Below are 22,276 nucleotides of genomic sequence, written 5' to 3' on the forward strand. Positions count from 1 at the left end.
ATGTCCTTTATGGCAAAGCAGCTTTGACGAGCGGGAAAAGCAGATCACGTTTGCTTGCATCGGCCTCATGCTTCGTGAAGAGCTTGCGCCGCAGGCCACCCGGCCCTACCTATCGATTATGACCTCCGCCCTCGAGAAAAACCGGCCCAGCGCGGCCTTCGCCTTCGATAACAGCTATGCCGGCCTGCCGCAGCGCTTCTTTGCGGCGCAGATGCCGACGGCGGTGGCGGAGCCTTGGCTGATCAAGCTCAACGAGCCGCTGGCCGCCGAGCTCGGGCTCGACGTCGAGGCGCTGCGGCGCGACGGCGCGGCGATCTTTTCCGGCAACCTCGTTCCGGAAGGCGCACAACCGCTGGCGATGGCCTATGCCGGCCATCAGTTCGGCGGCTTCTCGCCGCAGCTCGGCGACGGCCGGGCGATTCTGCTCGGCGAGGTGATCGATCGCAGCGGCAGGCGCTTCGATATCCAGCTGAAGGGCGCCGGACCGACGCCCTTCTCGCGGCGCGGGGACGGGCGGGCAGCCCTCGGGCCGGTGCTGCGCGAATATATCGTCAGCGAGGCGATGTTTGCGCTCGGCATTCCGGCGACGCGGGCGCTGGCGGCGGTGACGACGGGCGAGCCGGTTTACCGGGAAGAGGTGCTGCCGGGCGCCGTCTTCACCCGGGTCGCGGCCAGCCACATCAGGGTAGGCACCTTCCAGTTTTTTGCGGCGCGGGGCGATACAGACGGTGTGCGGGCACTCGCCGATTATGTGATCGACCGGCATTATCCCGCGCTGAAAGAGGCGGAGGAGCCTTATCTGCGCTTGTTCGAAGCCGTCTCAGAGCGGCAGGCCGCCCTGATCGCCCGCTGGCTGCATGTCGGCTTCATCCACGGTGTGATGAACACGGACAATATGACGATCTCCGGCGAGACGATCGATTTCGGCCCCTGCGCTTTCATGGATACTTACGACCCGGCGACCGTTTTCTCGTCGATCGACCAACATGGCCGTTATGCCTATGCCAACCAGCCCGCCATTGGCCAGTGGAACCTTGCACGGCTCGGCGAAACGCTGCTGCCGCTGATCGACGCCGACCCCGACGGGGCGGTCGACAAGGCGAATGCAGTGATCCGGGCCTATGGCGAACGGTTCCAGGCGCATTGGCTGGCTGGCATGCGGGCGAAGATCGGCCTTGCCGGCGAAGAGGAAGGTGATCTCGATCTGGTGCAGGCGCTACTGTCGCTGATGCAGGCGCAGGGGGCTGATTTCACCCTGACCTTCCGCCGACTGTCGGACCTTGCCGGCGACGAAACCGCAGAGCCCGCCTTTGCCGCAAGTTTCCGCGAGGCGGAGGCCGGCCGTACCTGGCTCACACGGTGGCGCGAGCGACTGTCGCGCGATCCGCAGACGGCCAGCGAGCGCGCCACCGCCATGCGCGGCGTCAATCCGGCCTTCATTCCGCGCAATCACCGCGTCGAACAGGCGATCGACGCGGCGGTCGAAAACGGCGATTTCTCGCCGTTCGAGGCGCTGCTGACGGTGCTCGCCAGACCCTATGACGACCAGCCGGATTTTGCCGCCTATAGTGAGCCGCCGAAGCCGCATGAACGGGTGCTGGCAACCTTCTGCGGGACGTGAGCGACGTTAAAGCCTGCGTCCGTTCGAGCCGGCTGCCGTCATTACTACAACCGCGCCGTGATTTTACCCTGCGGCAATGCGGCCGTTGAAAGGCATCTCTCTCGCGCTATCTGGCTGATCGGCGGGGCTCTTCCGCCCTTCCTTCACCCCAGCGAACCTCTGCGGGAGACAGCCTAATGGCGATCGTCATCACCTCCATCCTCTTCATCATCATCGGGCTGGCGCTCGGTGGTGGCGGGCTCTGGCTCGTCACGCTCGGTGGCAGCGTCTTCTATCTGTTCGCCGGGCTGATGTTCCTCATCACCGCCGGGCTGCTTCTGATGCGCAAGGCGGTGGCGCTCTGGGTCTATGCGGTGCTCGTTGTTGCGGCGCTCGCCTGGGCGATCTGGGAGGTCGGTTTCGACTGGTGGCAGCTCGGACCGCGCGGAGGCATCATCATCCTGCTCGGGCTCTGGCTGCTGACGCCGTGGATCCGCCGGCCGCTCGGCTTTCGCAGCCCGACGGGCATCACCTACGGCGCCAATCCCTGGCCGCTCGCCCTACCGGTCATTCTCGCCATCCTCGTCGCCCTCTATTCAATGACGACGGATCCGCATGATCTCGCCGGCGACCTGCCGAAGGATCAGGTCGCTGCCAGCCCAGCCTTCGGCGGCAGCGTGCCGGATGGAGAATGGCATCAGTACGGCCGCACGCCGTTCGGCCAGCGTTATTCGCCGCTCGACCAGATCACCACGGAGAATGTCGCCACGCTCAAGGAGGCGTGGCGATACCAGACCGGCGACGTCAAACGGCCGGAGGATATCAGCGAGACCACCTATCAGGTGACGCCGCTCAAAGTGAAGGACACGCTCTATCTCTGCACGCCGCACAATTGGGCGATCGCGCTCGACGCCAAGACCGGCAAGGAGAAATGGAAATATGACGCCAATTCCGGCATGAACCCGAACCGGCAGCATCAGACCTGCCGCGGCGTCACCTATTATGCCGATCCCGATGTCGCCGCCGGCCAGCCCTGCGCCGAGCGCGTCTACCTGCCGACCTCCGATGCCCGGCTGATCGCGCTCGACGCGGCGGGCGGCAAGGTCTGCACCGGCTTTGCCGATCAGGGCGTGCTGCATCTCGAAACCGGCATGCGCTTCAATCCGGCCGGCTATTATTATTCCACCTCGCCGCCGGTCGCCGTGGCCGGCAAGATCATCATCGGCGGGGCAGTCAACGACAATTATTCCACCGAGGAGCAGTCCGGCGTCATCCGCGCCTTCGACATCAAGACCGGCGCGCTGGTGTGGAACTGGGATTCCGGCAACCCTGATGTGACGACACCAATCGCTGCCGGCCAGACCTATACGACCAACTCGCCGAACAGCTGGTCGGTCTTCAGCGTCGACGAGGCGCTCGGCATGGTTTACATCCCGCTCGGCAATCAGGTGCCCGATCAGCTCGGCATCAACCGCAGCGACAATGTCGAGAAATTCTCCTCCTCGATCGTCGCGCTCGACATCGCCACCGGTCAGCTGCGCTGGGTGCGCCAGACCGTGCATCACGATCTCTGGGATATGGACGTGCCGGCCCAGCCGGCGCTGATCGACCTGACCAAAGAAGACGGCAGCGTCGTTCCCGCCCTCGTCGGCCCGACCAAGCAGGGCGACCTCTATGTGCTCGACCGGCGCAGCGGTGAGCCGATCATCCCGGTCAAGGAGATCCCGGCGCCGGATGGAGCGATCTCCGGCGATCATACCGCGCCGACGCAGCCAATCTCCGACCTCACCTTCTCGCCCGAGCCGCTGAAGGAAAAGGACATGTGGGGCGTGTCGCTGTTTGACCAGCTCGCCTGCCGCATCGAGTTCCACCGCTACCGCTATGAGGGCCGCTACACGCCGCCGTCGCTTCAAGGCACGATCGTCTATCCCGGCAATTTCGGCACGTTCAACTGGGGCAGCGTCGCGGTGGATCCGGAACGCCAAATCATGTTCGGCATGCCGACCTATCTCGCCTTCACCTCACGCCTGGTGCCGGCGGCCGACATTCCACCACGCGGCCAGGATGAAAAGGGCAGCGAGCAGGGGCTCAACCGCAACGACGGCGCCCCCTATGGCGTGTTCATGGGGCCCTTCCTCGGGCCGCTGCAGATCCCCTGCCAGGCGCCGCCATGGGGCTACGTCGCCGGCGTCGACCTGCGTACCGGCAAGATCGCCTATATGCATAAGAACGGCACCGTGCACGACATGACGCCACTGCCCCTGCCCTTCAAGGTCGGCGTGCCCGGCATCGGCGGACCGATGCTGACCAAAGGCGGCGTCGCCTTCCTCGGGGCCGCGGTCGACAACTACCTGCGCGCCTATGACGTGACGAGCGGCCGGGAACTCTGGCAGGCGCGGCTTCCGGCGGGCGGCCAGGCGACGCCGATGACCTATACAGCTGACGACAACAAGCAATATGTCGTCATGGTGGCCGGCGGCCACGGCTCGGTCGGCACCAAGCCCGGCGATTATGTGATCGCCTATACGCTGCCGTGATGGAGGAGGAACCGCACCCTGGTTTCGGAAGGACCTGCGGCCGTGGGTCCTCGGGTCAAACCCGAGGACGACGGAGGGTGGCGGAGCGTATGCGGCAAGGATCGCAAGTGGTTTTGAAGGAACCGCAGTCTTTGTTTGCGTAACTCCCACTCAGCCGCCCGCGCATTTTGCTGGAACTCCTCGGAACGTCCCGCTTCCTGCTAATCGCATCCCCCACCCTCCGTCATACTCGGGCTTGACCCGAGTATCCATGCCGCCCGCTCGAGTTGCTCGGCTACGGTTGCCTTTGTCATCGTGAACACCAGCGCAGTGCTTGCGGCCGTGGATCCTCGGGTCAAGCCCGAGGACGACGGAGGTGGAGGGACCCGATTGGCAAGGGGCGGAGCCGCCTGGAGCAATCCTCATTCCCTATGCAACCAACTAGTAAGCCCCCCACAGCGAACCGGACAGATTCGAATTCCGCTCAAACCATCTCGACAATCATCCGCCCAACCTCGGCAAAGACCGGCTTGAGGTCCTTCACTGGCGCGGTCGCTTCGGCCACATAGACGGCGGCGACGATCGGGCCGCGGTCGGGGGGCCAGATGACGGCGATGTCGCCGAGCGAGCCGTTCGGACCGGTGCCGGTCTTGTCGCCGACTTTCCAATCCGCCGGCAGGCCGGCCCTCAGCCGATCCTTGCCGGTCGTGCTTGCGACCAGCCAGGCGATCAGCCTATCCGAGGACGCCTCGGTCAGCACCGAGCCGAGGGTCAGATTGCCGAGCGTGTCGAGCATCGCATCCGGCGTCGTCGTGTCGCGCGGGTCGTCCTTCCGGCCTTCGTTCAGCGTCGGTTCGGTGCGGTCGAGACGCGTCGTGCCGTCGCCAATTGAGCGCAGCCAGTCGGTCAGCCCGGCCGGCCCGCCGAAGCTTTCGAGCAGCAGGTTGCCGGCGGTATTGTCGCTGAGCGTCACCGCCGCATCGCAGAGTTCGGCGATCGTCATGCCGTCGGCGCCGGCGTGTTTTTCGCTGATCGGCGAATAGTCGACAAGCTTGTCCTTGGCGAAGGTCACCCGCCGCTCGAGTTTTTCCTCACCCTTGTCGACCCGGGCCAGCACGAAGCCAGCGGCCAGGGCCTTGAAGGTGCTGCACATCGGAAAGGCTTCGCTGCCGCGGTAGCCGAAGGAGATGCTGGTCTGGGTGTCGAGCACCGAGACGCCAAGGCGCCCGCCGGTGCGTTTTTCCAGCTCGGCCAGGCGGCGCTCGACATTGTCGTCGCCCTCCTCGCTCTTCTCCTCGGCCCTGGCGGGAAATGTGAGCGCAGGCAGGCACAAAGCCGAGCCGATCAGCATGCGGCGGGTAAGACTGAGATCCATGAAAATCCTCCGGCGGTGAGGAGGACAGAGTTAAGGCGCGATTGCGGCGGCATCTCGTCATCGCGGCAACGAAGTGGTCCGCACCGGATCATGCGGCGCGTCGCGTCACCTCGACCGTCACATGCGACAATTCCGAGAGCGCCGAAAGCCGGGCCTTGTAAAAGGCCGGCTCGCGCGGGCTCGGCGTGACGACGGCGACGATCGCGGCGTGATGGCCGGGTCCGACCTGCCAGACATGCAGGTCGGTGATCCGGTCCTCCTCCGTCTCGATCGCCTCGCGGATTTCGGCCGGCAGCGTCTCGCCTTGGGGCACGACGTCGAGAAGCACGCCGCCCGAGGATTTCATCAGGCTCCAGGACCAGTTGGCAATGACCAGGCCGCCGACAATGCCCATGATCGGATCGAGCCATAGCCAGCCATAGAGGCTGCCGAGCGACAGCGCAGCGATGGCGAGAACGGAGGTCATGGCATCGGCGACGACATGCAGATAGGCGGCGCGAATATTGTTGTCGCCGTGCTTTGCGTGATTACCGTGGGCGTGGTGATCGCGGGCGTGGTGATCATGGGTATGATGGCCATGGTGATGGTGGTGATGATGATGCGCGTGATGACCGTGCTCGTGGCCGCCGCCGGCCAGCAGCCAGGCGCTGGCCAGATTGACGGCAAGGCCGACCACCGCCACGGCGATCGCCTGGGCAAAGCCGATCGGCACCGGATTTGCAAGACGCAGCCAGCTTTCCCAGGCCATCAGCAGCGCGATCAGCGCAAGAATGATGGCGCTGGCAAAACCGGCGAGATCGCCGAGCTTGCCGGTGCCGAAGGTGAAGCGCGGATTGCGTGCCTGCCGGCGGGCAAAGAGATAGGCGAGCGCCGAGATCAGAAGAGCGCTGGCATGGGTGGACATGTGCCAGCCATCAGCCACAAGGGCCATGGAGCCGTAGACCGTGCCGGCGGCGATTTCGGCCACCATCATCACCGCGGTCAGGCCGATCACCAGCCAGATCCGCAACTCGTTGCGCTGATGATCGGCGCCGAGGAAGACATGATCGTGTTCGAGGGCGGTCATTTGGGCTTTCCCGATCCCGGCATTCATTCAGGCTCCTTCCCTCATCAGCGGATATAGGTTCGCAACACTTCCGAAATTTCCTCGACTGCCTCGGCCCTTGCCGCGTCACCGGCGGCATTAAGCACATGCTCGCGCAGATGATCGTCCAGCACCTCGCCGGTCAGACCGGTCAAAGCACCGCGGATCGAGGCGAGCAATTGCAGGATTTCGCCGCAGGGGCGTTCAGCCTCAAGCGCCCGCTCCACCGCCTCCATCTGCCCCTTCAAGCGGCCAATGCGGGCGATGAGCTTCTTTTTCTGCAGGGTGGTATGGGACATAATCGGCCTTTTATAACATAGGGGGGTATCCTATCAAGGACACCGGGCAACATCAATGACCGTGGCAGCGTTTAAGCGCCACGCTCCAACGCCATTGACAAATGCACGGTTTGCGGCGATTGATGCGCCATGATCAAAAACGCGCACCAGAGCCGCTCGTATTTTTGGCTGTACCTGTAAAGGGCGGCCGGACAGATCATATTGTCAACAAGCCGCCGTCAGGCGGCTTTGTTGTATCGGCAGCGTCCTGACGGCAGATCATTAAAGGACGCGAAGACCATGACCGAAATCGAAGACAGCGAAATTTCACTGATGCGGCCATCGGTGGTGACCATCCGCACCGCCAAGCCGCGCGACCTGCCCGAGCTCAACGAAATGATCGCCCTGCTTGCCGCCCATCACGGCGATGCTTCCGGCACCACGCCGGAGCAGCTGGAGCGCGACCTGTTCGGCCCCCTGCCCTGGATTACCGCACTCGTCGCCGAAACCGGCGAAGGGCTCATCGGTTACGCCATCCTCGTGCCCCTCTACAGGGCGCAGGAGGGAAAACGCGGCATGGACCTGCATCACCTCTTCGTGCGCGACGGCCATCGTGGCCATGGCACCGGCCAGTTGCTGGTCGACCGGGCCCGCGAGACAGCGCGCAATGCCGGCTGCGGCTACCTCTCCGTCAGCGCTGCGACCGGCAACGTGCTGGCTCATCGCTTCTACGAACAGATGGATTTCACCGCGCGGCCGGTAACCGGCATGCGCTACATGCAGTCGATCGCCTAGGTTGGCCAGATCGAAGGTCCACATTCCTGGCTCGGCGGGCGGGAGCGGGTCAAGCTTGCCAGTTGGAGCGGCGTGCATCTATTCAGATCAGGATGGGGCTCGAATCGAGTCGGACGGGCCCCGCTTCAATACTGCTGATACTTTATCGAATCGCGTTAGGAGCTTTCATGGCTGATTTCAAACTTCATTGCTTCGCTCTCTCCGGAAACTGCTACAAGGCCGCACTCTTCTTCGCGCTTGCCGGCATCGAATGGGAAAGCATTTTCGTTGATTATCTGGGCGGTGAAACGCGTACTGAAGAATGGCGAAAGACGATCAACGAACAGGGCGAAGCGCCTGTGCTCGAACATGGGCATACGAAGATCAGCCAATCGGGGATCATTCTGGACTACCTGTCGGAAGTGACAGGCCATTATGGAGCCAAGACGGCCGAAGAACGGCGCGACATCATGCGCTGGATCCTCTTCGACAACCATAAATTCACCAGCTATTACGCGACGCTGCGGTTCATCTACGGCCTCCAGAAGAGCGGCGAGACGCCGGTCGTCGAGTTCTTAAGGCTGAGGGCTAAAGCTGCCTATGCGATTGTCGACGAACACCTGGCCCACCGGGCATTCATGGTCGGCGAGCGGCTGACGATCGCAGACCTTTCTTTGGCGGGCTACGTCTTCATGCCGGAGGATACCGGAATCGATCACAGCGCCTTTCCGGCTATCGCGGCATGGAAGGACCGTATCAGCAGCATGCCAGGCTGGCGCCACCCCTATGATCTCATGCCAGGTCCCACTTCCCTATAAACAGAGGAAGATCGACTTTTCGGATGCAGCGGCCGCAAAAAAAGCCGCTGCACACTTTGCGCGACATGCTTCAGCGCCCCGGCAGTGCCTTCAGATAGGCGGCGATCGCTTCCCGGTCGCCGGCCGGCAGGCGGGCGATGTTCTTCTGGACATCGACCATCGAACCGCCGACAGAATCGAAATCGGGCGTGAACCCGGTTTCGAGGTAGTTGGCGATATCGGCCTCGCTCCAGCTGCCGATGCTCTTCGAGGCCGGGGTAATGTCGGGTATGCGCCCCTTGCCTTCCGGATTGGGCGCGCCGGCGAGCCACTGATCGGCTTGGAACCCGCCGAGCGCATCGCGCGGCGTATGGCATTCTCCGCAATGGCCGGGGCCTTCGACAAGATACTGCCCGCGCTTCACCTTGTCGTCGCTCTTGGCGAGCGCCACTCGCGGCTGATCGTTGAAATAGAGGAATTTCCAGCCGCCGAGCGCAAGCCGGATGTTGTAGGGGAACGGCAGCTCATGTGGGGGCGTGACGTTGGCGCTCTTCGGCAGCGTCTTCAGGAAGGCGAAGAGATCGTTGACGTCCTTGTCGCTCATGCGCGCATAGGAACCATAGGGAAAGGACGGGTAGAGATGCTCCCCGCCCGGGCCGACGCCGCGTTTCATCGCATTGCCGAACTGGGCGAGCGTCCAGCCGCCGATGCCAGCCTTCTCATCGGGCGAAATGTTCGGCACGTGGAAGGTGCCGAAAGGACTCCTCAGCGCCAGACCGCCCGACAGCGTCAGTTTCGCATCGCCTTCGGAACCGGGGGCTGAATGGCAGCTGACGCAGCCGCCCGCCCAGAACACCATCTCACCGTTAGCCGGGTCCGGCGCGCGGAGCCCTGCCCAATGGCTTTCCGGCAGCGGATCGGGCGCGGTGATGAGATAGAAGGCGCCGCCACCGAGGACGGCAACGCCGATCAAACAGAGCAATAACCGGATGAACCCGCGGACCATGCGCCGCCTCCCCTTTTGCCGATGCTTCCGCCGTCGGTCCCACATAAGGCGATCCGCGCCGACGGCAAGCCGGGCACGGATCGCGGATTCAGAGCGTTCCATTTCCGGCGCGCCACGCGGCACCAGGCCGCGCGCACCTTTGCTGGAATTGCGGTCTCTTCCTTCGCTATCCCAGACGCCAAACCGCTTTACAATTTTGCTGGAATTGCTGTGGGCGGCCTATCAATCCTTGATACGATAGGCCTTGTGACAGCCGCCGCAATTGGCGCCGAGCGTATTGACAGTGGCGCCGACGGCTGCGGCGTCGGCCGGAAGCTGAGCGAGCGCAGTTTCGGCGTCAGTGGATAGCTTTGCGGCGCGCGCTTTGAAGTCATCCATGTTCTCCCAGACCTTGGGGCTGACCTCGGGATCGTTCATATCGCTACCCGGCTTGAACTGATCGGGGAAAACTTTCGCGGTGGCGGCAATCGTCGTCAGCGCCGTCTTTACCGTCTCGGCATCGTAGGGTTTCTCGCCCTTGGCGACAGCGGCCAAGGCGCCCGCCGAACCGCCGATCTTCTTCATCAGCGCAATGCGCGAATCATGTGTACCGTCGGCGGCGGTCACCGAACCGAAGGCTATTCCCGCCATCGCTGCGGCGGCAGCTACTGCTTTCCAATTCATATGTTCCTCTCCAATTTCTGAAGGCCAAGGCGGCCGCTGGCCAATCTGCACCGGCAGCATGACAAAATCCATGCGTCGGGGCAGTCACGTTTTGCCGTACCATCATAAAAACAATGTGATAAACGGCGAACAGACCCAGGGCGAGCCGGGTGCTGGTTCGGCCGACACGTTACGGGTTATCCCAAACTTGACGGCCCTATACATCCGCCAGTCTTGTTGCCAGAAAGTCGATGAGGACTCGTGCAGCCATTGGCAGGTGCTTTCGCGAAACATAAAGAGCGTGGATGCCAAGTGTGCTTGGCTTCCACTCCGGCAAGACGACAACCAGCTGACCTGTCCTAACCTCCTGATCGGCGGCAAAACGCGGCAGCATTGCGATGCCGAGACCGGACAGAGCGGCACGGCGCAGGGCGACAGCGTCATTGGTCTGGAAGGTTCCGTCCACCGACATGACGATCTGACATTCGAAACTCTTCAGTGACCATTCCGTCCCCCCAAGGTGGGTATAAGTGAGGCACCTGTGGTCGTCGAGATCCTCTGGTGTTGAGGGAATTCCGTATTCCTGGAGATAGCGCGGCGAGGCGTAGAGCAGCGACGAGCACTGTCCCAGCCGTTTCGCGATCAAGGATGGGTCCAGGCGATTGGCGATCCTTATCGCCAGATCGATGCGGTCCTGCACGAGGTCGATCGTCCGATCGGAAATCTGTAAATCGACCTTGATGCGCGGATAGACGTCGGCAAAATCTGATAGAAGCGGAATGAGCTGCGCTTCTGCGAGGATGCTGGGTGCCGTCACCCTGAGAAGACCGTGCGGAGTCTCCGCGTGATCTGCGACTTCCGTCACTGCGTCGGCAACACGGACGATTTCCCGACACATATCAAGAACGCGTTCGCCCGCCGATGTCAGGCTGAGCTGTCGCGTCGTGCGGTGGAGGAGCCGCGTTCCCGACCAGTCTTCCATGGCCGCGATGTAGCGCGAGGCCATCGCGCGGGACATGCCCAATTCTTCGGCTGCAGCCGAAGCGCTGCCGCGCTCGACAGTCTTCAAGAGCACTTTCGCCGCAATGATCCGATCCATCTATTCGCTCGATTTATGCAACATTCTGTCGATCATCGTGACGTTTATCTTTGATATGCGCAACATTATATCTCTCTCAAACACAGGGAGACCGTAGTGACCACCGAGATTGAACTTCAGTATTTCTTCGATCCCTTCTGCGGCTGGTGTTACGCAAGCGCTCCAGCGCTGGCGGGCCTTGCCGACCAATTTCCAGATCGTTTGAGGATGCTTCCCTCCGGCCTTTTCGTCGGAGGAAGGCCGATCTCGTCGATCGCCGATCACGCATGGCGCAACGACCAGAGGATCCAGGCTCTGACCGGACAACGCTTCTCAAAGGAATACCATCAGAACGTCCTGCTGGCACCGAACGGCATTTTCGACTCGGGACCCGCGACGCTTGCGCTCACCGCACTTGGAGAGCACGCCGCGACGCTTGAGCCTCGTTTCCTGCATGCCATCCAAATCGCCCGCTATGTCGAAGGGCGCGACACTTCCAACGTTCACGAGGTGGCGACGGTCGCCGTTCAGGTGGCTGCCGGGCATGCCATCGATCTGACTGCCGAGATCTTCGCCGAGAGGCTCCGGAACGACTCCGATCTTCGTGCCCGTGCTCTGGAGCGGGTGGAGGATGCGCAGCGCCGGATGGACACGCTCGGCATTCGCGGCGTTCCGCAGCTCGTCGCCCTCATCAACGGTCAGGCCCACGTGCTCAGCAGCGAGGCGCTCTATCAAGGTCCGGCTCGGCTCGTTGCGGCGCTCGATGAGCTCTCTGCAGACGCATGAAACCCCAATCCCAACCAGGAGTATCATCATGAAAATTGCTCTTATTGGAGCCTCCGGCCAGGCCGGCTCCCGCATCCTGTCCGAGTTTGCCCACGTCAGACAACGGTTGACCGTCGGCTACTAACCCGATCTTCCAAATTTCAACCGCCCACTGCAGCGTGGCCGACATCGTCAGGGTGTCGACCGCCGCCGGACCCTCCTGCCTTTGAGGACAGGACGGTTCGCCCCACAACCAGGTGAAGAGAATATGATGAACAGACGCACCACCCTCAAGACGATCGCCGCAGCCGCGGCTCTCATGATCCCGCTAACTACGTCCGGTGTCGCGCAGGAGAAGTCTCTCCTATCGTGGAAGGCGTTCAGGGCCACCGAAGCGGGCTTTCTACGCGCTCCGGTCCTTGTCACCGGGAAGACGGAGGCCGTACTCATCGACTCGAGCTTCAGCTATTCGGACGGCAAGGTCGTCGCCGATGCCATCAAGGCCAGCGGCAAAAACCTGACCACGATCTATATCACCACCAACGATCCCGACTACTATTTCGGTCTCGCACCCGTCCATCAGGCCTTCCCTGATGCCCGCATCCTCGCAGCGCACGATACCGTCGACCTGATGCGGGAGAAGGCCGAAGGCAAGATCAAGGCTTGGTCGCCTGTTCTGGGCGACAACGGTCCCAAGTCGGTCTCCGATCTCATTTTCCCGGAACCGAGCGACATTGACACGCTGACAGTCGATGGCGAGAAGCTCGAAATTGTCACCGCGCCAGGGCTCAAGGATCGCGGCCGCTATATCTGGGTGCCATCGCTCCGCGCCGTGTTCGGAGGCGTCCCTGTCTTCGGCGGCATGTATCCCTGGGTCGCCGATCTTCCGACAGTCGAGGAACGGCAGGCCTGGCGCGCAGCTCTTGACGACATCCTCGCCCGCAGACCCGAGATCGTCGTACCAGGTCACGGCACCTCCACCTGGCCGACGGATGCGTCCGCCGTCAGCTACACGCGCGATTACCTGATCGCATTTGACGCCGAGGCAGCCAAGGCCGCAGACTCCAAGGCATTGATCGCAGCTATGAAGAAAATCTATCCCAACGCTGCCATGCCGATTTCGCTGGAATTGGGGGCGAAAGTCGCCAAGGGCGAAATGACCTGGGGTCAGTGACAACAGCGGAGAACTCGCGGCTAAAGCGCGTCGTACCCAATTGATTCGTTCGACGCGCTTTAACTCCTATTTTCATCGAAACTTCAAATATTGGTGGCAGTGTAAAATTCAAACGGGACAATATGCTGCGACACGGTTGGCGATCGGCCGGCATCGAGAGCCTCCGCCATTGCCCGCACCAGGGTCTCTCCCAGCAGCTTCGCCGGATGAGACAGGACGACCCTGATCAGCCCCTCGGCAAGACCGGCTCTCGTTTCATTGGTGAGCTCGTGTGCTATGACCACCAGGCGTTTGGCTGCCGGCCCACCATCCTCCCGCAACGCTCGCATTACCCCCGTGATGCCGCCGCCGGCCACGTAGAGGCCGACCCAGTTTGGCTCGGTCTGCAGAAGGCGGCGCGTGGCCTCATAGGCAATATCGGGCTCTTCAAGGGTTGCAACCGTCTCCAGCATCTGGAAGCCCGGCGCGCTCTCCCGGAAGTATGATCGAAAGCCCATTTCGTTCAGCTCTTGGGCGAGATATCGGTGATTCCCGACGAAGACAGAAACCTTCCCGCCGTCCTTATTCAGCCCGGCTATGAACCACGCGGCCGTGCGGCCTTTTTTTATGCAGTCGTTGCCGACATATCCTGCGCGAGAGGCGGTGGATATGTCGGAAATCATGGTCACAACAGGAATGTTTTCTGCTGCAAGACCATCGACGGCGTGGTTCACCTGCGGGTGGTCGGAGGTGATCATTCCAATGACGTCGGCTTCGCGACTGAGAGCGTAGATCGCCTCGGCAGCCTTGTCGGGCGCAAGATCGTCCATGAATCTGACGATGGCCCTTCCATGGGCGTCGGGAAACGCTTCGGTCGCCGCAACGAGAATGTCGCTCCACATTTGATAAAGCTTGCGATGAGACTGCTTGAGAAGAAAACCAAATTTGATCACCGGCTTGTCATGCTCGAGTCGGCGAGCGATGGCCGTCACCCCGTGAAAGCCGATCTGCCGGGCGGCGTTCAGAACCCGCTCCGCCGTCTGCGGACGCACGGGATCGCGACCGTTCAGCACGCGATCGACGGTTGAAATGCTCACATTCGCGGCTTTTGCCAAGTCAGGGATCGTTGGGCGAGACATACCGAACCTTTCAAATATTGATGTTATCTATGAGAGTTTTTGGGAGAAAAATCCACCGGTTCGTTGACACTTTGCGGAATTTTCGCGATTTCATCTTCCAGCATAAGCCAGTTTGGCAGGAGGGCTTGGGAGAGCTCTCTCATCTGGAGGAAATACTCTCATGTCTGCGACCTTGCAAAAGGCGGCGCCGCTTTCGGGCGGCGAAGGCCATCGCACGCCTCCCGATAACGGAGCCGGCTTCGTTCTTGAAATGCGCTCAATCACCAAGGCCTTCCCTGGTGTTCTCGCGCTCGATGGCATGAGCCTGAAGGTTCGCGCCGGTACCGTCCATGTCCTCGTCGGGGAGAATGGCGCGGGCAAGTCGACGCTCATGAAGATCCTGAGCGGCATCTACGCGATCGATGGCGGAGAGATCTTTTTCAGGGGCGAAAAGCTTGATCATCAGAGCGCTGCGTCCGCGCTGGAGCGAGGGATCTCGATGATCCATCAGGAACTCAGCCCGGTGCTCGACATGACCATCGCCGAAAACATCTTTCTCGGCCGCGAACCCACTTATAGCGGGACGGGTGTTTTGTCCCGATTCGTCGATTTCGATCGCATGAACTCGGACACCCAGGCGCTCCTTGATCGCCTGGGCCTGACATACAGCCCCCAAACCAAGATGCGCGATCTGTCCATCGCTGCGATGCAACTGATCGAGATCGTCAAGGCGATTTCGCGCGAGGCCTCTCTGGTGATCATGGACGAACCGACGTCGGCGATCAGCGACACGGAAGTCGCGATGCTCTTCAGGCAGATCGCAGACTTGAAAGTGGCAGGCGTCGCGATCATCTACATCACCCACAAGATGGACGAGATCTTCCAGATCGCCGACGACATTACGGTGATGCGTGATGGCCAGTTCGTCGCTGCCGCCCCGGCGAGCGAATACGAGCCGGCAAAGCTGATTTCGCAGATGGTCGGCCGCACGATCTCCAGTATCTTTCCGAAAGAAGAAGTGCCGATCGGCGATATCGTCCTTTCCGTCGAGAACCTCTCTCGTGACGGCTGCTTCGAAGATGTCAGCTTCGAGGTGCGTGCCGGCGAGATCATCGGCCTTTCCGGGCTGATCGGCGCCGGGCGGACGGAGGTGGCCCGGGTGATCTTCGGCCTGGACGCGGCGGACGCGGGCGTCGTCCGCCTGAACGGAAAACCGCTAAAGCTCAGGTCGCCAAAGGACGCCATTGCCGCCGGTATCGCCATGGTCTCGGAAGACCGAAAGGCGGAAGGCCTGGTGCTTTGCCGGTCCGTCGGCGAGAACATCTCGCTCGCGAACCTCAAAAAATTCGCATCCAACCTCTTCATCAGCGAGCGGCAGGAAGAGACAGCCGCCCAGCGCATGATCAAGATGCTCCAGATCAAGACGCCCGACACGGCAATGATCGTGGAGAACCTCAGCGGCGGCAATCAACAGAAAATCGTTCTCGCCAAGTGGCTGCTGGGTGATCTGAAGCTGCTCATTCTCGATGAACCCACACGCGGCATCGACGTCGGGTCCAAATCCGAAATTCACCGACTGATGACCGAGTTCGCTCGTCAGGGGCTCGCGATCATCATGATCTCATCCGAGCTGCCCGAGATCCTCGGCATGAGCGATCGCGTGGTGGTGATGAGCGAAGGCCGGGTCACCGGCGAACTGACAAGAGACGAGGCCACTCAGGAAAACATCATGCGCCTCGCCACGGGAGGACATTGATGAGTATCGAACGCGCAGACGCGGCCGTTAAACGAGAAGGCCACGGCATTCCAGGCTCTCGGAACATGAGCTTTTCCCAGATCTACCGGAAGTACGGCACGCTCCTCATCTTCGCCGGAATCTGCATCCTCGCCTCGATTTTGAGCCCGACGTTCCTGACGGAAGCCAACCTGACCAATGTCTTGCGTCAGGTCGTCGTGGTGAGCCTTCTCGCATGCGGCGTCACCTTTATCATCATTCTGGGACATATCGACGTATCGCTGGGATCTGTTCTCGCGCTCTGTGGTGTCATCGCCGCGAGCGTGATGGCAATCACCGGCAGCGTCATCGTCGCGGTCGTCGCCGGCGTAGCAGTCGGCATGGTGACCGGCATCATCAATGGCTTCGTCATCACCTTTTTCCGTATCCCGTCGTTCATCATGACATTGGCAATGACGACGGTCGCACGCGGCGCAGTGCTGCTTTATACGGGTGGCTCGCCCGTGACGGGCTTGGGCGAGTTCAGAGTGATCGGGCAAGGCTCGCTTGGGCCAGTACCGATCTCCGTGCTCATCCTCGCGATCGTCATCGTCCTCTCCTGGATTCTGCTCAACAAGACCAAGTTCGGCCGGTACGTCTATGCGGTCGGCGGCAATGTGCGTGCCGCTCGCGCGTCCGGCATCAATCCGGACAGCATCGTGGTGAAGGCCTTCATCTTCAACGGCATTCTGTGCGCCGTCGCAGGCATCGTCCTCATGTCTCGCATCAATTCCGGTCAGCCGGCCGGCGGCGTCGGCTATGAGTTCGACGCGATCACCGCGGTGGTCGTCGGCGGCACCAGCCTGATGGGTGGCACCGGAACCATCACCGGCACAATCATCGGATCGATGATCATCGGCGTCATCAACAACATGCTCAATCTCATGAATGTCAGCTCGTACTGGCAGCAGATCATCAAGGGTCTGATCATCGCGATCGCCGTGATCCTCGATGTCTGGACCAAGTCTGCCCGCAGCAAAAAGAAGGCATGACCGATGTTCTTCGGCGGGCTAGCGCCTGCTTCCGAACCACCTCTTTGTCGGCGGGGATTTCCCGCATCCGGAATGAACCTGAAACTCAATGGGAGGACCCTATGAAAGCCATTTCCAAACTCGCTCTCGCCTGCGCCATATCCCTTGCCGCCGTCTCCACCGGCGCCGCATTTGCCGCAGACAAATTCGTCGTCGGTTACGCCAACATGGCGGATACGGATGTCTTCGTCATGGCGCGCAAGAATGCCTTCATCGAAGCGTCGAAATCCGATCCGGCAGTCGAAGTAAACTTCTCCGACGCCAACAACGACGTCAGCAAGCAACTCGATCAGATCGACAACTTCATAGCGCAGAAAGTCAATGCGATCGTCGTCGTGCCGGTTGACTATCAGGGCATCGTACCGGGCGTCGAAAAGGCGAACCAGGCCGGCATTCCCGTCATCGCTCTCGGCATCCAATCGGCAGGCGGCAAATACACGTTCGTCGGCTCGAAGAACATTGATGCCGGCCGTCTTCAGGGCGAATTCATGAAAGAACACCTGCCCAAGGGCGCCAAGATCCTCTACCTCGAAGGCACGCCCGGGCTTTCACACACGCAGGAGCGCAAGAAGGGATTCGAGGATGCGCTCGGCCGCTCCGACGTAACCACCCTCGCCAGTCTCTCGGCAAACTACGACCGGGCTGAAGGCATGAAGGTTACGGAAGATTGGATCCAGAGCTTTCCGAAGTTCGATGCAATTGTCGCGGCCAACGACCAGATGGCGCTCGGCGCGCTGGAAGCACTCCAGGGTGCCGACCGCCTCAAGGGTGTGATGATCTCCGGTGTCGATGGCACGGCCGATGCTCTGAATGCGATTAAGGCGGGCACCATGTCGCAGACCATCTTCCAGGACGCCGCAGGCCAGGCGAAGGCCGCCTTCGAGGTCGTGGAAGGCCTGAAGAAGGGGGAGGATGCGCCAGCCGAAAAGCTGGTGCCGTTCGCTTCGATCACCAAGGACAATGTTAATCAATACGCAAAGAAGTAAGCCCTCCCAAGGGTGCGTGCCGGGTGGGGTTCCCGGCACGCATTTCACACGAGGAGGCGCAATGCTTGCCGCAAATCGCTGGTTCTCTAACGACAGGAAATATCGAAATGACAGTAAGGATCGCCATCATCGGGGCAGGACTGATGGGAGCCGATCATGCGAAGATCGTCGCGGAAGATCTGCCGGGGGCGAGCCTCCAGGTCATTTGCGACATGGATGCGGACCGCGCCCGGAAGGTGGCGGACGCCTACAGCGCTCACGATGTCGATTCTGGCCCCGACCGGGTCGCCGCTCGTCCTGATGTGGACGCAGTGATCATCGCAAGCCCCGATTTCACGCATGCACCCCTGTCGCTGTCCTGCATAAGAGCCGGCAAACGGGCGCTTTGTGAGAAGCCGCTGTCGCAGTCCTCGAACGAATGCCTGCAGATCATGAAGGCGGAAGAAGCCGCGGGATCGAAGTTCATAATGCTCGGCTTCATGCGCCGCTTCGATCAATCCTATGTCGAAATGAAGCGGGCTCTGGCGCATGGGGCAATTGGCCGCCCCCTGATGATGCACAACTTTCATCGCAATGTCGCGACACCCGCGTCGGACTTCACCGGAGCGATGGCGATCACCAATTCCGCCCCGCACGAATTCGATGTCGTCCGACATGTCCTCGACACCGAATACGTCTCGATCTCCGCCTTCCAGCCGAAGCGCTCCGACGCGCTGGTCGCACCGGTCTATATGGTGCTCGAAACCGCCGATGATCAATTGGTCAATATCGAGATCAACAACAACGCGGCCTACGGATACGACGTCCGCGCGGAATTGGTGGGCGAGAAGGCGACCATCGCCATGAACGCCGTCAACTACACCCGCGTCGACCGGGAGCTCGGCCAGAGCACAAGCTACGAAGCGGATTGGCGCGGCCGCTACGCCGAAGCCTATCGCCGCCAGAACCGCGCGTTCGTTCGGTTCGTCGAAACCGGGGTGTTCCCGCACATCGCGTCGAGCAGTTGGGACGGATACTGCGCCGCAAGGGTCGCCGAAGCCGGCGTCAGAGCCTTGAACGACGGCCGCAAAATCCCCGTCGAAATGATTGCCAAACCGGAGTTTTACGCATGAAGCTTGGATTCGTATCAGACAGCCTCGGCAGCCTGTCCTTCGAAGCGATGCTGGATCACGCTCAAAGGCTGGGCGTCTCGGGCGTCGAGGTCAATACCTGCGGCTGGTCTACGGCGCCGCATTTCACTCTGTCGACAATCCTTCGGGATAAGAGCGCGCAAAAATCGTTCCTGGGAGCCTTCGCCGACCGCGAACTGGAAGTGATCAGCCTGAACGCCAACGGAAATCCCCTGCATCCGACCGATCTTGCCCAGGGGCAGGGTCTTGAGGATACGATCCGTGCAGCGGGCGCGCTGGGCATCAAGACCGTCTGCGCGATGTCGGGACTTCCAGCCGGGAATGCCACCGATACGATGCCGAACTGGGTGGTCTCCTCGTGGCCGCCGGAGACGCAGGCGATCCTTCGCTACCAGTGGGAGGAGAAGCTCCTCCCATACTGGACCAAGATCGTGGCGCTGGCGAAAGATCACGGTGTGGAACACATCGCGCTGGAACTGCACGGCAATCAGTGCGTCTACAATGTCCCTTCGCTGCTGAAGCTGCGCGAAGCGGTTGGCCCGGTCGTCGGCGCTAACCTGGACCCGTCGCATCTCTTCTGGATGGGTGCCGATCCTCTTGTCGCCGCAGAAGCGCTCGGCGAGGCCCTATACCACGTTCATGCCAAGGATACCCTCCTCAATACGGCGAAACAGGCCGTCACAAGCCTTTTGGAAAACGGCAGCCTGATGAACATCCCGGCGCGCAGCTGGTCCTACATAACGCTGGGATTTGGCCATGGCGAAGAATGGTGGCGACAGTTCTGCTACAGGCTGAAGATGGCCGGTTACGACGGCTGGCTGTCGATAGAGCATGAGGATGTGCTTCTGAACAGCCTCGAAGGGCTGGAGAAGTCCGTCTCCCTTCTACAAGGCGTAATGCCGGTCGCTGCCAGCGATTTCAGGCCGCAAGCGATTTAGTCGGAACGAAACGCGTCTACTTCGCGCATCTCATGTGAGGCGCCACCTCTGGGCAGGCTTCGATCGAGATTGCGTGAAGGTGGCTCTTTTGAAGGCGTTTGCAATGCTAAAGGATCGGAACTCTCCTCCCTCAACACTGCAAGAACTGAAGCACCAGATCGCCCGCAGGCACCTGGTGTTTCCCGTCAGCCTTGAACGGGTCGCAAGGGAGATCCTGGAAACACCTGACATAACGGCCTTTGAAAGTGCTGCCGCGGTTGCGCGCAGGTGCCGCGTTTCTCCTGCAACGGTCCATCGGCTTGTACGGCACATCGGGTTCGAGACATTCTGTGAGTTTCGCGCAATGATCAGACAACATCTCTGCAGCACTGCCGCAAGCCATCGCTGAAGATCCAGCGACGGTGCTCGGCGATCGGGCTGAAGTGGCAGGACTTCAAGGCTCAGGCGCTTTTCCAACCCTGCCAGAGGCTAAGCGCTGATACCGCGACCAGGAGCAGCCCGGCGCAGCGGCCGACAAAGGCCGTGGCGTCGGGATTGGCGACGAGAAGATCGCGGCTGCGGCCGGCGGTCATCGCCAGCGTGCCGTATATGGCGAACTGGGTCGCGATCGTCATGGCGCCCATGATCAGGCCCTGCATCCAGACCGGGCCATATTCCGGTTTCAGGAACTGCGGATAGACGGCGAACATGAAGATATAGGCCTTGGGATTGACCAGACAGGTGACGGCGCCCTGGCGGAAGGCGCGCCAGCCGGAGCGCGCCGTGCTCGGCCCCACCGCCTCGACGGTGATCGAGCTGCGCATCAGCGAAATGCCGATCCAGATCATATAAGCAACACCGGCAAAGAGCAGCACATTGAACAGCTGCGGGAGCATGGTGACGAGCAGACCGACGCCGGCCGCACCATAGGCCGAATGCACGGCGCCGCCGGCCATGATGCCGCCGGTCGCGGCCAGTCCACGCCTGATGCCGCCGGTCAGCGAATTGGCGAGCACGAAGAGCATGTCCATGCCCGGCACGATGATGATGCCGAAGAGAAGCGTGAAGAAGAGCCAGAGATTTTCATGGTAGTTCATGTCAGTTGTCGCCTTGTCGCTGCATGGGTCACTTTGAAAGACCCTCATTGATTTCAATCCGATAGGCGGCTCTATACGCAAACCCAACTGACAGTGTATTGTCAGGAGCGTAAGGGATGGGAGAGGCAAAATGCGCAAGGCCTCGCGGCTTTTCGAGATCATTCAGATCCTGCGGCTCGCCAGAAAACCGATGACGGCGGCTGCGATGGCCGAGACGCTCGAAGTGACGGTGCGATCGATCTATCGCGACATCGCCGCCCTCCAGGCGATGCGCGTGCCGATCGAGGGCGGGCGCGGCATCGGCTATATCATGCGGCCCGGCTTCGACCTGCCGCCGCTGATGTTTTCGATCGAGGAGATGGAGGCGATCGTACTGTCTCTGGCGCTGCTCGAACGCACCGCCGACGAGGAGCTGAAGAAGGCGGCGCGCCGGGTCAACCAGAAGATCGCCGGGGCCGTGCCGGCACCGCTGCGCCAGGCAATGGACACCAAGGCGCTTTATGCCTGGGGCTCGACCGCGCAACCGGCCGGCTTCGATCTTGCAATCGTGCGCCGGGCGATCCGCGACGAACGCAAGCTGATGCTCGCCTACCGCGACGAACTCGGCCGCGGAAGCGAGCGGACGATCCAGCCGATCGCGCTGATCTACTATTCGCAGACCGCCAATATCGTCGCCTGGTGCGAGTTGCGCCAGGCGATCCGCAATTTCCGCAGCGACCGGGTGGAGCACTGCACGGCAGCCGAGGATTTCTTCAAGGGTGACGGCGACAGGCTGCGGGAGCTTTGGACGAGTGGCTGGGCGGAGAAGGCTGTGGCGGGGTGATGGACAGGCGTTTGTGCGAACAGGCCTGACAGCGCTTGAGGCACGAGCAGGAGGTCAATGTTGTGCGACTCCAGAGAGTGTCTTTCACAGGCTTCAGCACCAGGCTCCTGACACGCCGAACCCAGCGGACTGCCGACCGTTGCCCCAGCCTCCGTCATCCTCGGGCTTGACCCTGGGCTTGACCCGAGGATCCACGCCGACCTCCAGCAGCAGCAGGCATGGATCCTCGGCCTTGAGCCACAGCTGTCCGGTTTAAATTTAGTGGACATGGCGCACGGTGTTGATTCTACTCATGTTCGAGCGTTTGGCGACGTTCCCGGACATGGAAAGAG

21 protein-coding genes are annotated in these 22,276 nt (G+C 61.5%); 13 read left to right on the forward strand and 8 right to left on the reverse strand.

Annotated features, from left to right (window positions below; translation table 11 throughout):
• Nucleotides 1–118: 118 nt before the first annotated feature.
• On the forward strand, nt 119–1,621 hold the full coding sequence (locus GGI60_RS10510) for a YdiU family protein (RefSeq protein WP_183915494.1): 1,503 nt from the start codon (nt 119–121) through the stop codon (nt 1,619–1,621).
• A 176-nt stretch (nt 1,622–1,797) separates the two neighbouring features.
• Nucleotides 1,798–4,137: a glucose/quinate/shikimate family membrane-bound PQQ-dependent dehydrogenase gene (locus GGI60_RS10515; protein ID WP_183915416.1), complete on the forward strand. Its 2,340-nt coding sequence runs from the start codon at nt 1,798–1,800 to the stop codon at nt 4,135–4,137.
• 463 nt (nt 4,138–4,600) lie between these two features.
• Here the strand turns inward: GGI60_RS10515 and bla are convergent, their stop codons facing one another.
• The 3 genes from bla to dmeR all read right to left on the reverse strand — a co-directional run bounded on the left by bla (nt 4,601) and on the right by dmeR (nt 6,874).
• The gene (bla, locus tag GGI60_RS10520; protein ID WP_183915418.1) at nt 4,601–5,491 is read right to left on the reverse strand and encodes a class A beta-lactamase; all 891 of its coding nucleotides are present in this window, start codon (nt 5,489–5,491) and stop codon (nt 4,601–4,603) included.
• Between the two features lie 88 nt (nt 5,492–5,579).
• Nucleotides 5,580–6,584, reverse strand: coding sequence for a CDF family Co(II)/Ni(II) efflux transporter DmeF (dmeF, locus tag GGI60_RS10525; protein WP_183915420.1), 1,005 nt, complete (start codon nt 6,582–6,584; stop codon nt 5,580–5,582).
• 17 nt (nt 6,585–6,601) lie between these two features.
• Nucleotides 6,602–6,874, reverse strand: a complete 273-nt coding sequence (gene dmeR / locus GGI60_RS10530; protein ID WP_183915422.1) for a Ni(II)/Co(II)-sensing transcriptional repressor DmeR — start codon at nt 6,872–6,874, stop codon at nt 6,602–6,604.
• Between the two features lie 279 nt (nt 6,875–7,153).
• Between dmeR and GGI60_RS10535 the strand changes: the two genes are divergently transcribed.
• Together GGI60_RS10535 and GGI60_RS10540 are read left to right on the forward strand one after the other, a co-directional pair.
• Nucleotides 7,154–7,648, forward strand: a complete 495-nt coding sequence (locus GGI60_RS10535; RefSeq protein ID WP_183915424.1) for a GNAT family N-acetyltransferase — start codon at nt 7,154–7,156, stop codon at nt 7,646–7,648.
• A 167-nt stretch (nt 7,649–7,815) separates the two neighbouring features.
• Nucleotides 7,816–8,445, forward strand: a complete 630-nt coding sequence (locus GGI60_RS10540; protein WP_183915426.1) for a glutathione S-transferase family protein — start codon at nt 7,816–7,818, stop codon at nt 8,443–8,445.
• 70 nt (nt 8,446–8,515) lie between these two features.
• Here the strand turns inward: GGI60_RS10540 and GGI60_RS10545 are convergent, their stop codons facing one another.
• The 3 genes from GGI60_RS10545 to GGI60_RS10555 all read right to left on the reverse strand — a co-directional run bounded on the left by GGI60_RS10545 (nt 8,516) and on the right by GGI60_RS10555 (nt 11,171).
• Complete coding sequence (locus tag GGI60_RS10545; protein WP_183915428.1) at nt 8,516–9,430, reverse strand: c-type cytochrome; 915 nt, start codon at nt 9,428–9,430, stop codon at nt 8,516–8,518.
• A 222-nt stretch (nt 9,431–9,652) separates the two neighbouring features.
• A complete protein-coding gene (locus tag GGI60_RS10550; protein WP_183915430.1) occupies nt 9,653–10,093 on the reverse strand; it encodes a c-type cytochrome in 441 nt (146 codons plus the stop codon).
• Between the two features lie 196 nt (nt 10,094–10,289).
• Nucleotides 10,290–11,171, reverse strand: coding sequence for a LysR family transcriptional regulator (locus GGI60_RS10555; RefSeq protein WP_183915432.1), 882 nt, complete (start codon nt 11,169–11,171; stop codon nt 10,290–10,292).
• 96 nt (nt 11,172–11,267) lie between these two features.
• Here GGI60_RS10555 and GGI60_RS10560 point away from each other — a divergent pair, with 96 nt between their 5' ends.
• Together GGI60_RS10560 and GGI60_RS10565 are read left to right on the forward strand one after the other, a co-directional pair.
• Nucleotides 11,268–11,936, forward strand: a complete 669-nt coding sequence (locus GGI60_RS10560) for a DsbA family protein (RefSeq protein WP_183915434.1) — start codon at nt 11,268–11,270, stop codon at nt 11,934–11,936.
• Between the two features lie 247 nt (nt 11,937–12,183).
• Nucleotides 12,184–13,089, forward strand: coding sequence for an MBL fold metallo-hydrolase (locus tag GGI60_RS10565; RefSeq protein WP_183915436.1), 906 nt, complete (start codon nt 12,184–12,186; stop codon nt 13,087–13,089).
• 83 nt (nt 13,090–13,172) lie between these two features.
• Here the strand turns inward: GGI60_RS10565 and GGI60_RS10570 are convergent, their stop codons facing one another.
• A complete protein-coding gene (locus GGI60_RS10570; RefSeq protein ID WP_183915437.1) occupies nt 13,173–14,207 on the reverse strand; it encodes a LacI family DNA-binding transcriptional regulator in 1,035 nt (344 codons plus the stop codon).
• 160 nt (nt 14,208–14,367) lie between these two features.
• Here GGI60_RS10570 and GGI60_RS10575 point away from each other — a divergent pair, with 160 nt between their 5' ends.
• The 6 genes from GGI60_RS10575 (at nt 14,368) to GGI60_RS10600 (ending at nt 20,433) form a co-directional block, all read left to right on the forward strand.
• Complete coding sequence (locus GGI60_RS10575) at nt 14,368–15,942, forward strand: sugar ABC transporter ATP-binding protein (protein ID WP_183915439.1); 1,575 nt, start codon at nt 14,368–14,370, stop codon at nt 15,940–15,942.
• Entirely contained in the window at nt 15,942–16,952 is a 1,011-nt protein-coding gene (locus GGI60_RS10580; RefSeq protein WP_183915441.1) for an ABC transporter permease, read from the forward strand. Before GGI60_RS10575 ends, GGI60_RS10580 begins: the two co-directional genes overlap by 1 nt.
• 101 nt (nt 16,953–17,053) lie before the next feature.
• Complete coding sequence (locus tag GGI60_RS10585; protein ID WP_183915443.1) at nt 17,054–17,977, forward strand: sugar ABC transporter substrate-binding protein; 924 nt, start codon at nt 17,054–17,056, stop codon at nt 17,975–17,977.
• A 107-nt stretch (nt 17,978–18,084) separates the two neighbouring features.
• A complete protein-coding gene (locus GGI60_RS10590; RefSeq protein WP_183915446.1) occupies nt 18,085–19,089 on the forward strand; it encodes a Gfo/Idh/MocA family oxidoreductase in 1,005 nt (334 codons plus the stop codon).
• Nucleotides 19,086–20,045 (forward strand): sugar phosphate isomerase/epimerase family protein, encoded by a 960-nt coding sequence (locus GGI60_RS10595; protein ID WP_183915448.1) that lies wholly within the window; start codon nt 19,086–19,088, stop codon nt 20,043–20,045. The genes GGI60_RS10590 and GGI60_RS10595 overlap by 4 nt, the downstream gene beginning before the upstream one ends.
• A gap of 103 nt (nt 20,046–20,148) precedes the next feature.
• On the forward strand, nt 20,149–20,433 hold the full coding sequence (locus GGI60_RS10600) for a MurR/RpiR family transcriptional regulator (RefSeq protein ID WP_183915496.1): 285 nt from the start codon (nt 20,149–20,151) through the stop codon (nt 20,431–20,433).
• A gap of 52 nt (nt 20,434–20,485) precedes the next feature.
• Here GGI60_RS10600 and GGI60_RS10605 read toward each other — a convergent pair whose 3' ends face one another.
• Nucleotides 20,486–21,121 (reverse strand): LysE family translocator, encoded by a 636-nt coding sequence (locus GGI60_RS10605; RefSeq protein ID WP_183915450.1) that lies wholly within the window; start codon nt 21,119–21,121, stop codon nt 20,486–20,488.
• A gap of 130 nt (nt 21,122–21,251) precedes the next feature.
• Here GGI60_RS10605 and GGI60_RS10610 point away from each other — a divergent pair, with 130 nt between their 5' ends.
• Complete coding sequence (locus GGI60_RS10610; protein ID WP_183915452.1) at nt 21,252–21,944, forward strand: YafY family protein; 693 nt, start codon at nt 21,252–21,254, stop codon at nt 21,942–21,944.
• Nucleotides 21,945–22,276: the final 332 nt, after the last annotated feature.

The organism is Rhizobium lentis (genome assembly GCF_014200175.1).
Classification (GTDB): Bacteria; Pseudomonadota; Alphaproteobacteria; order Rhizobiales; family Rhizobiaceae; genus Rhizobium; species Rhizobium mulingense.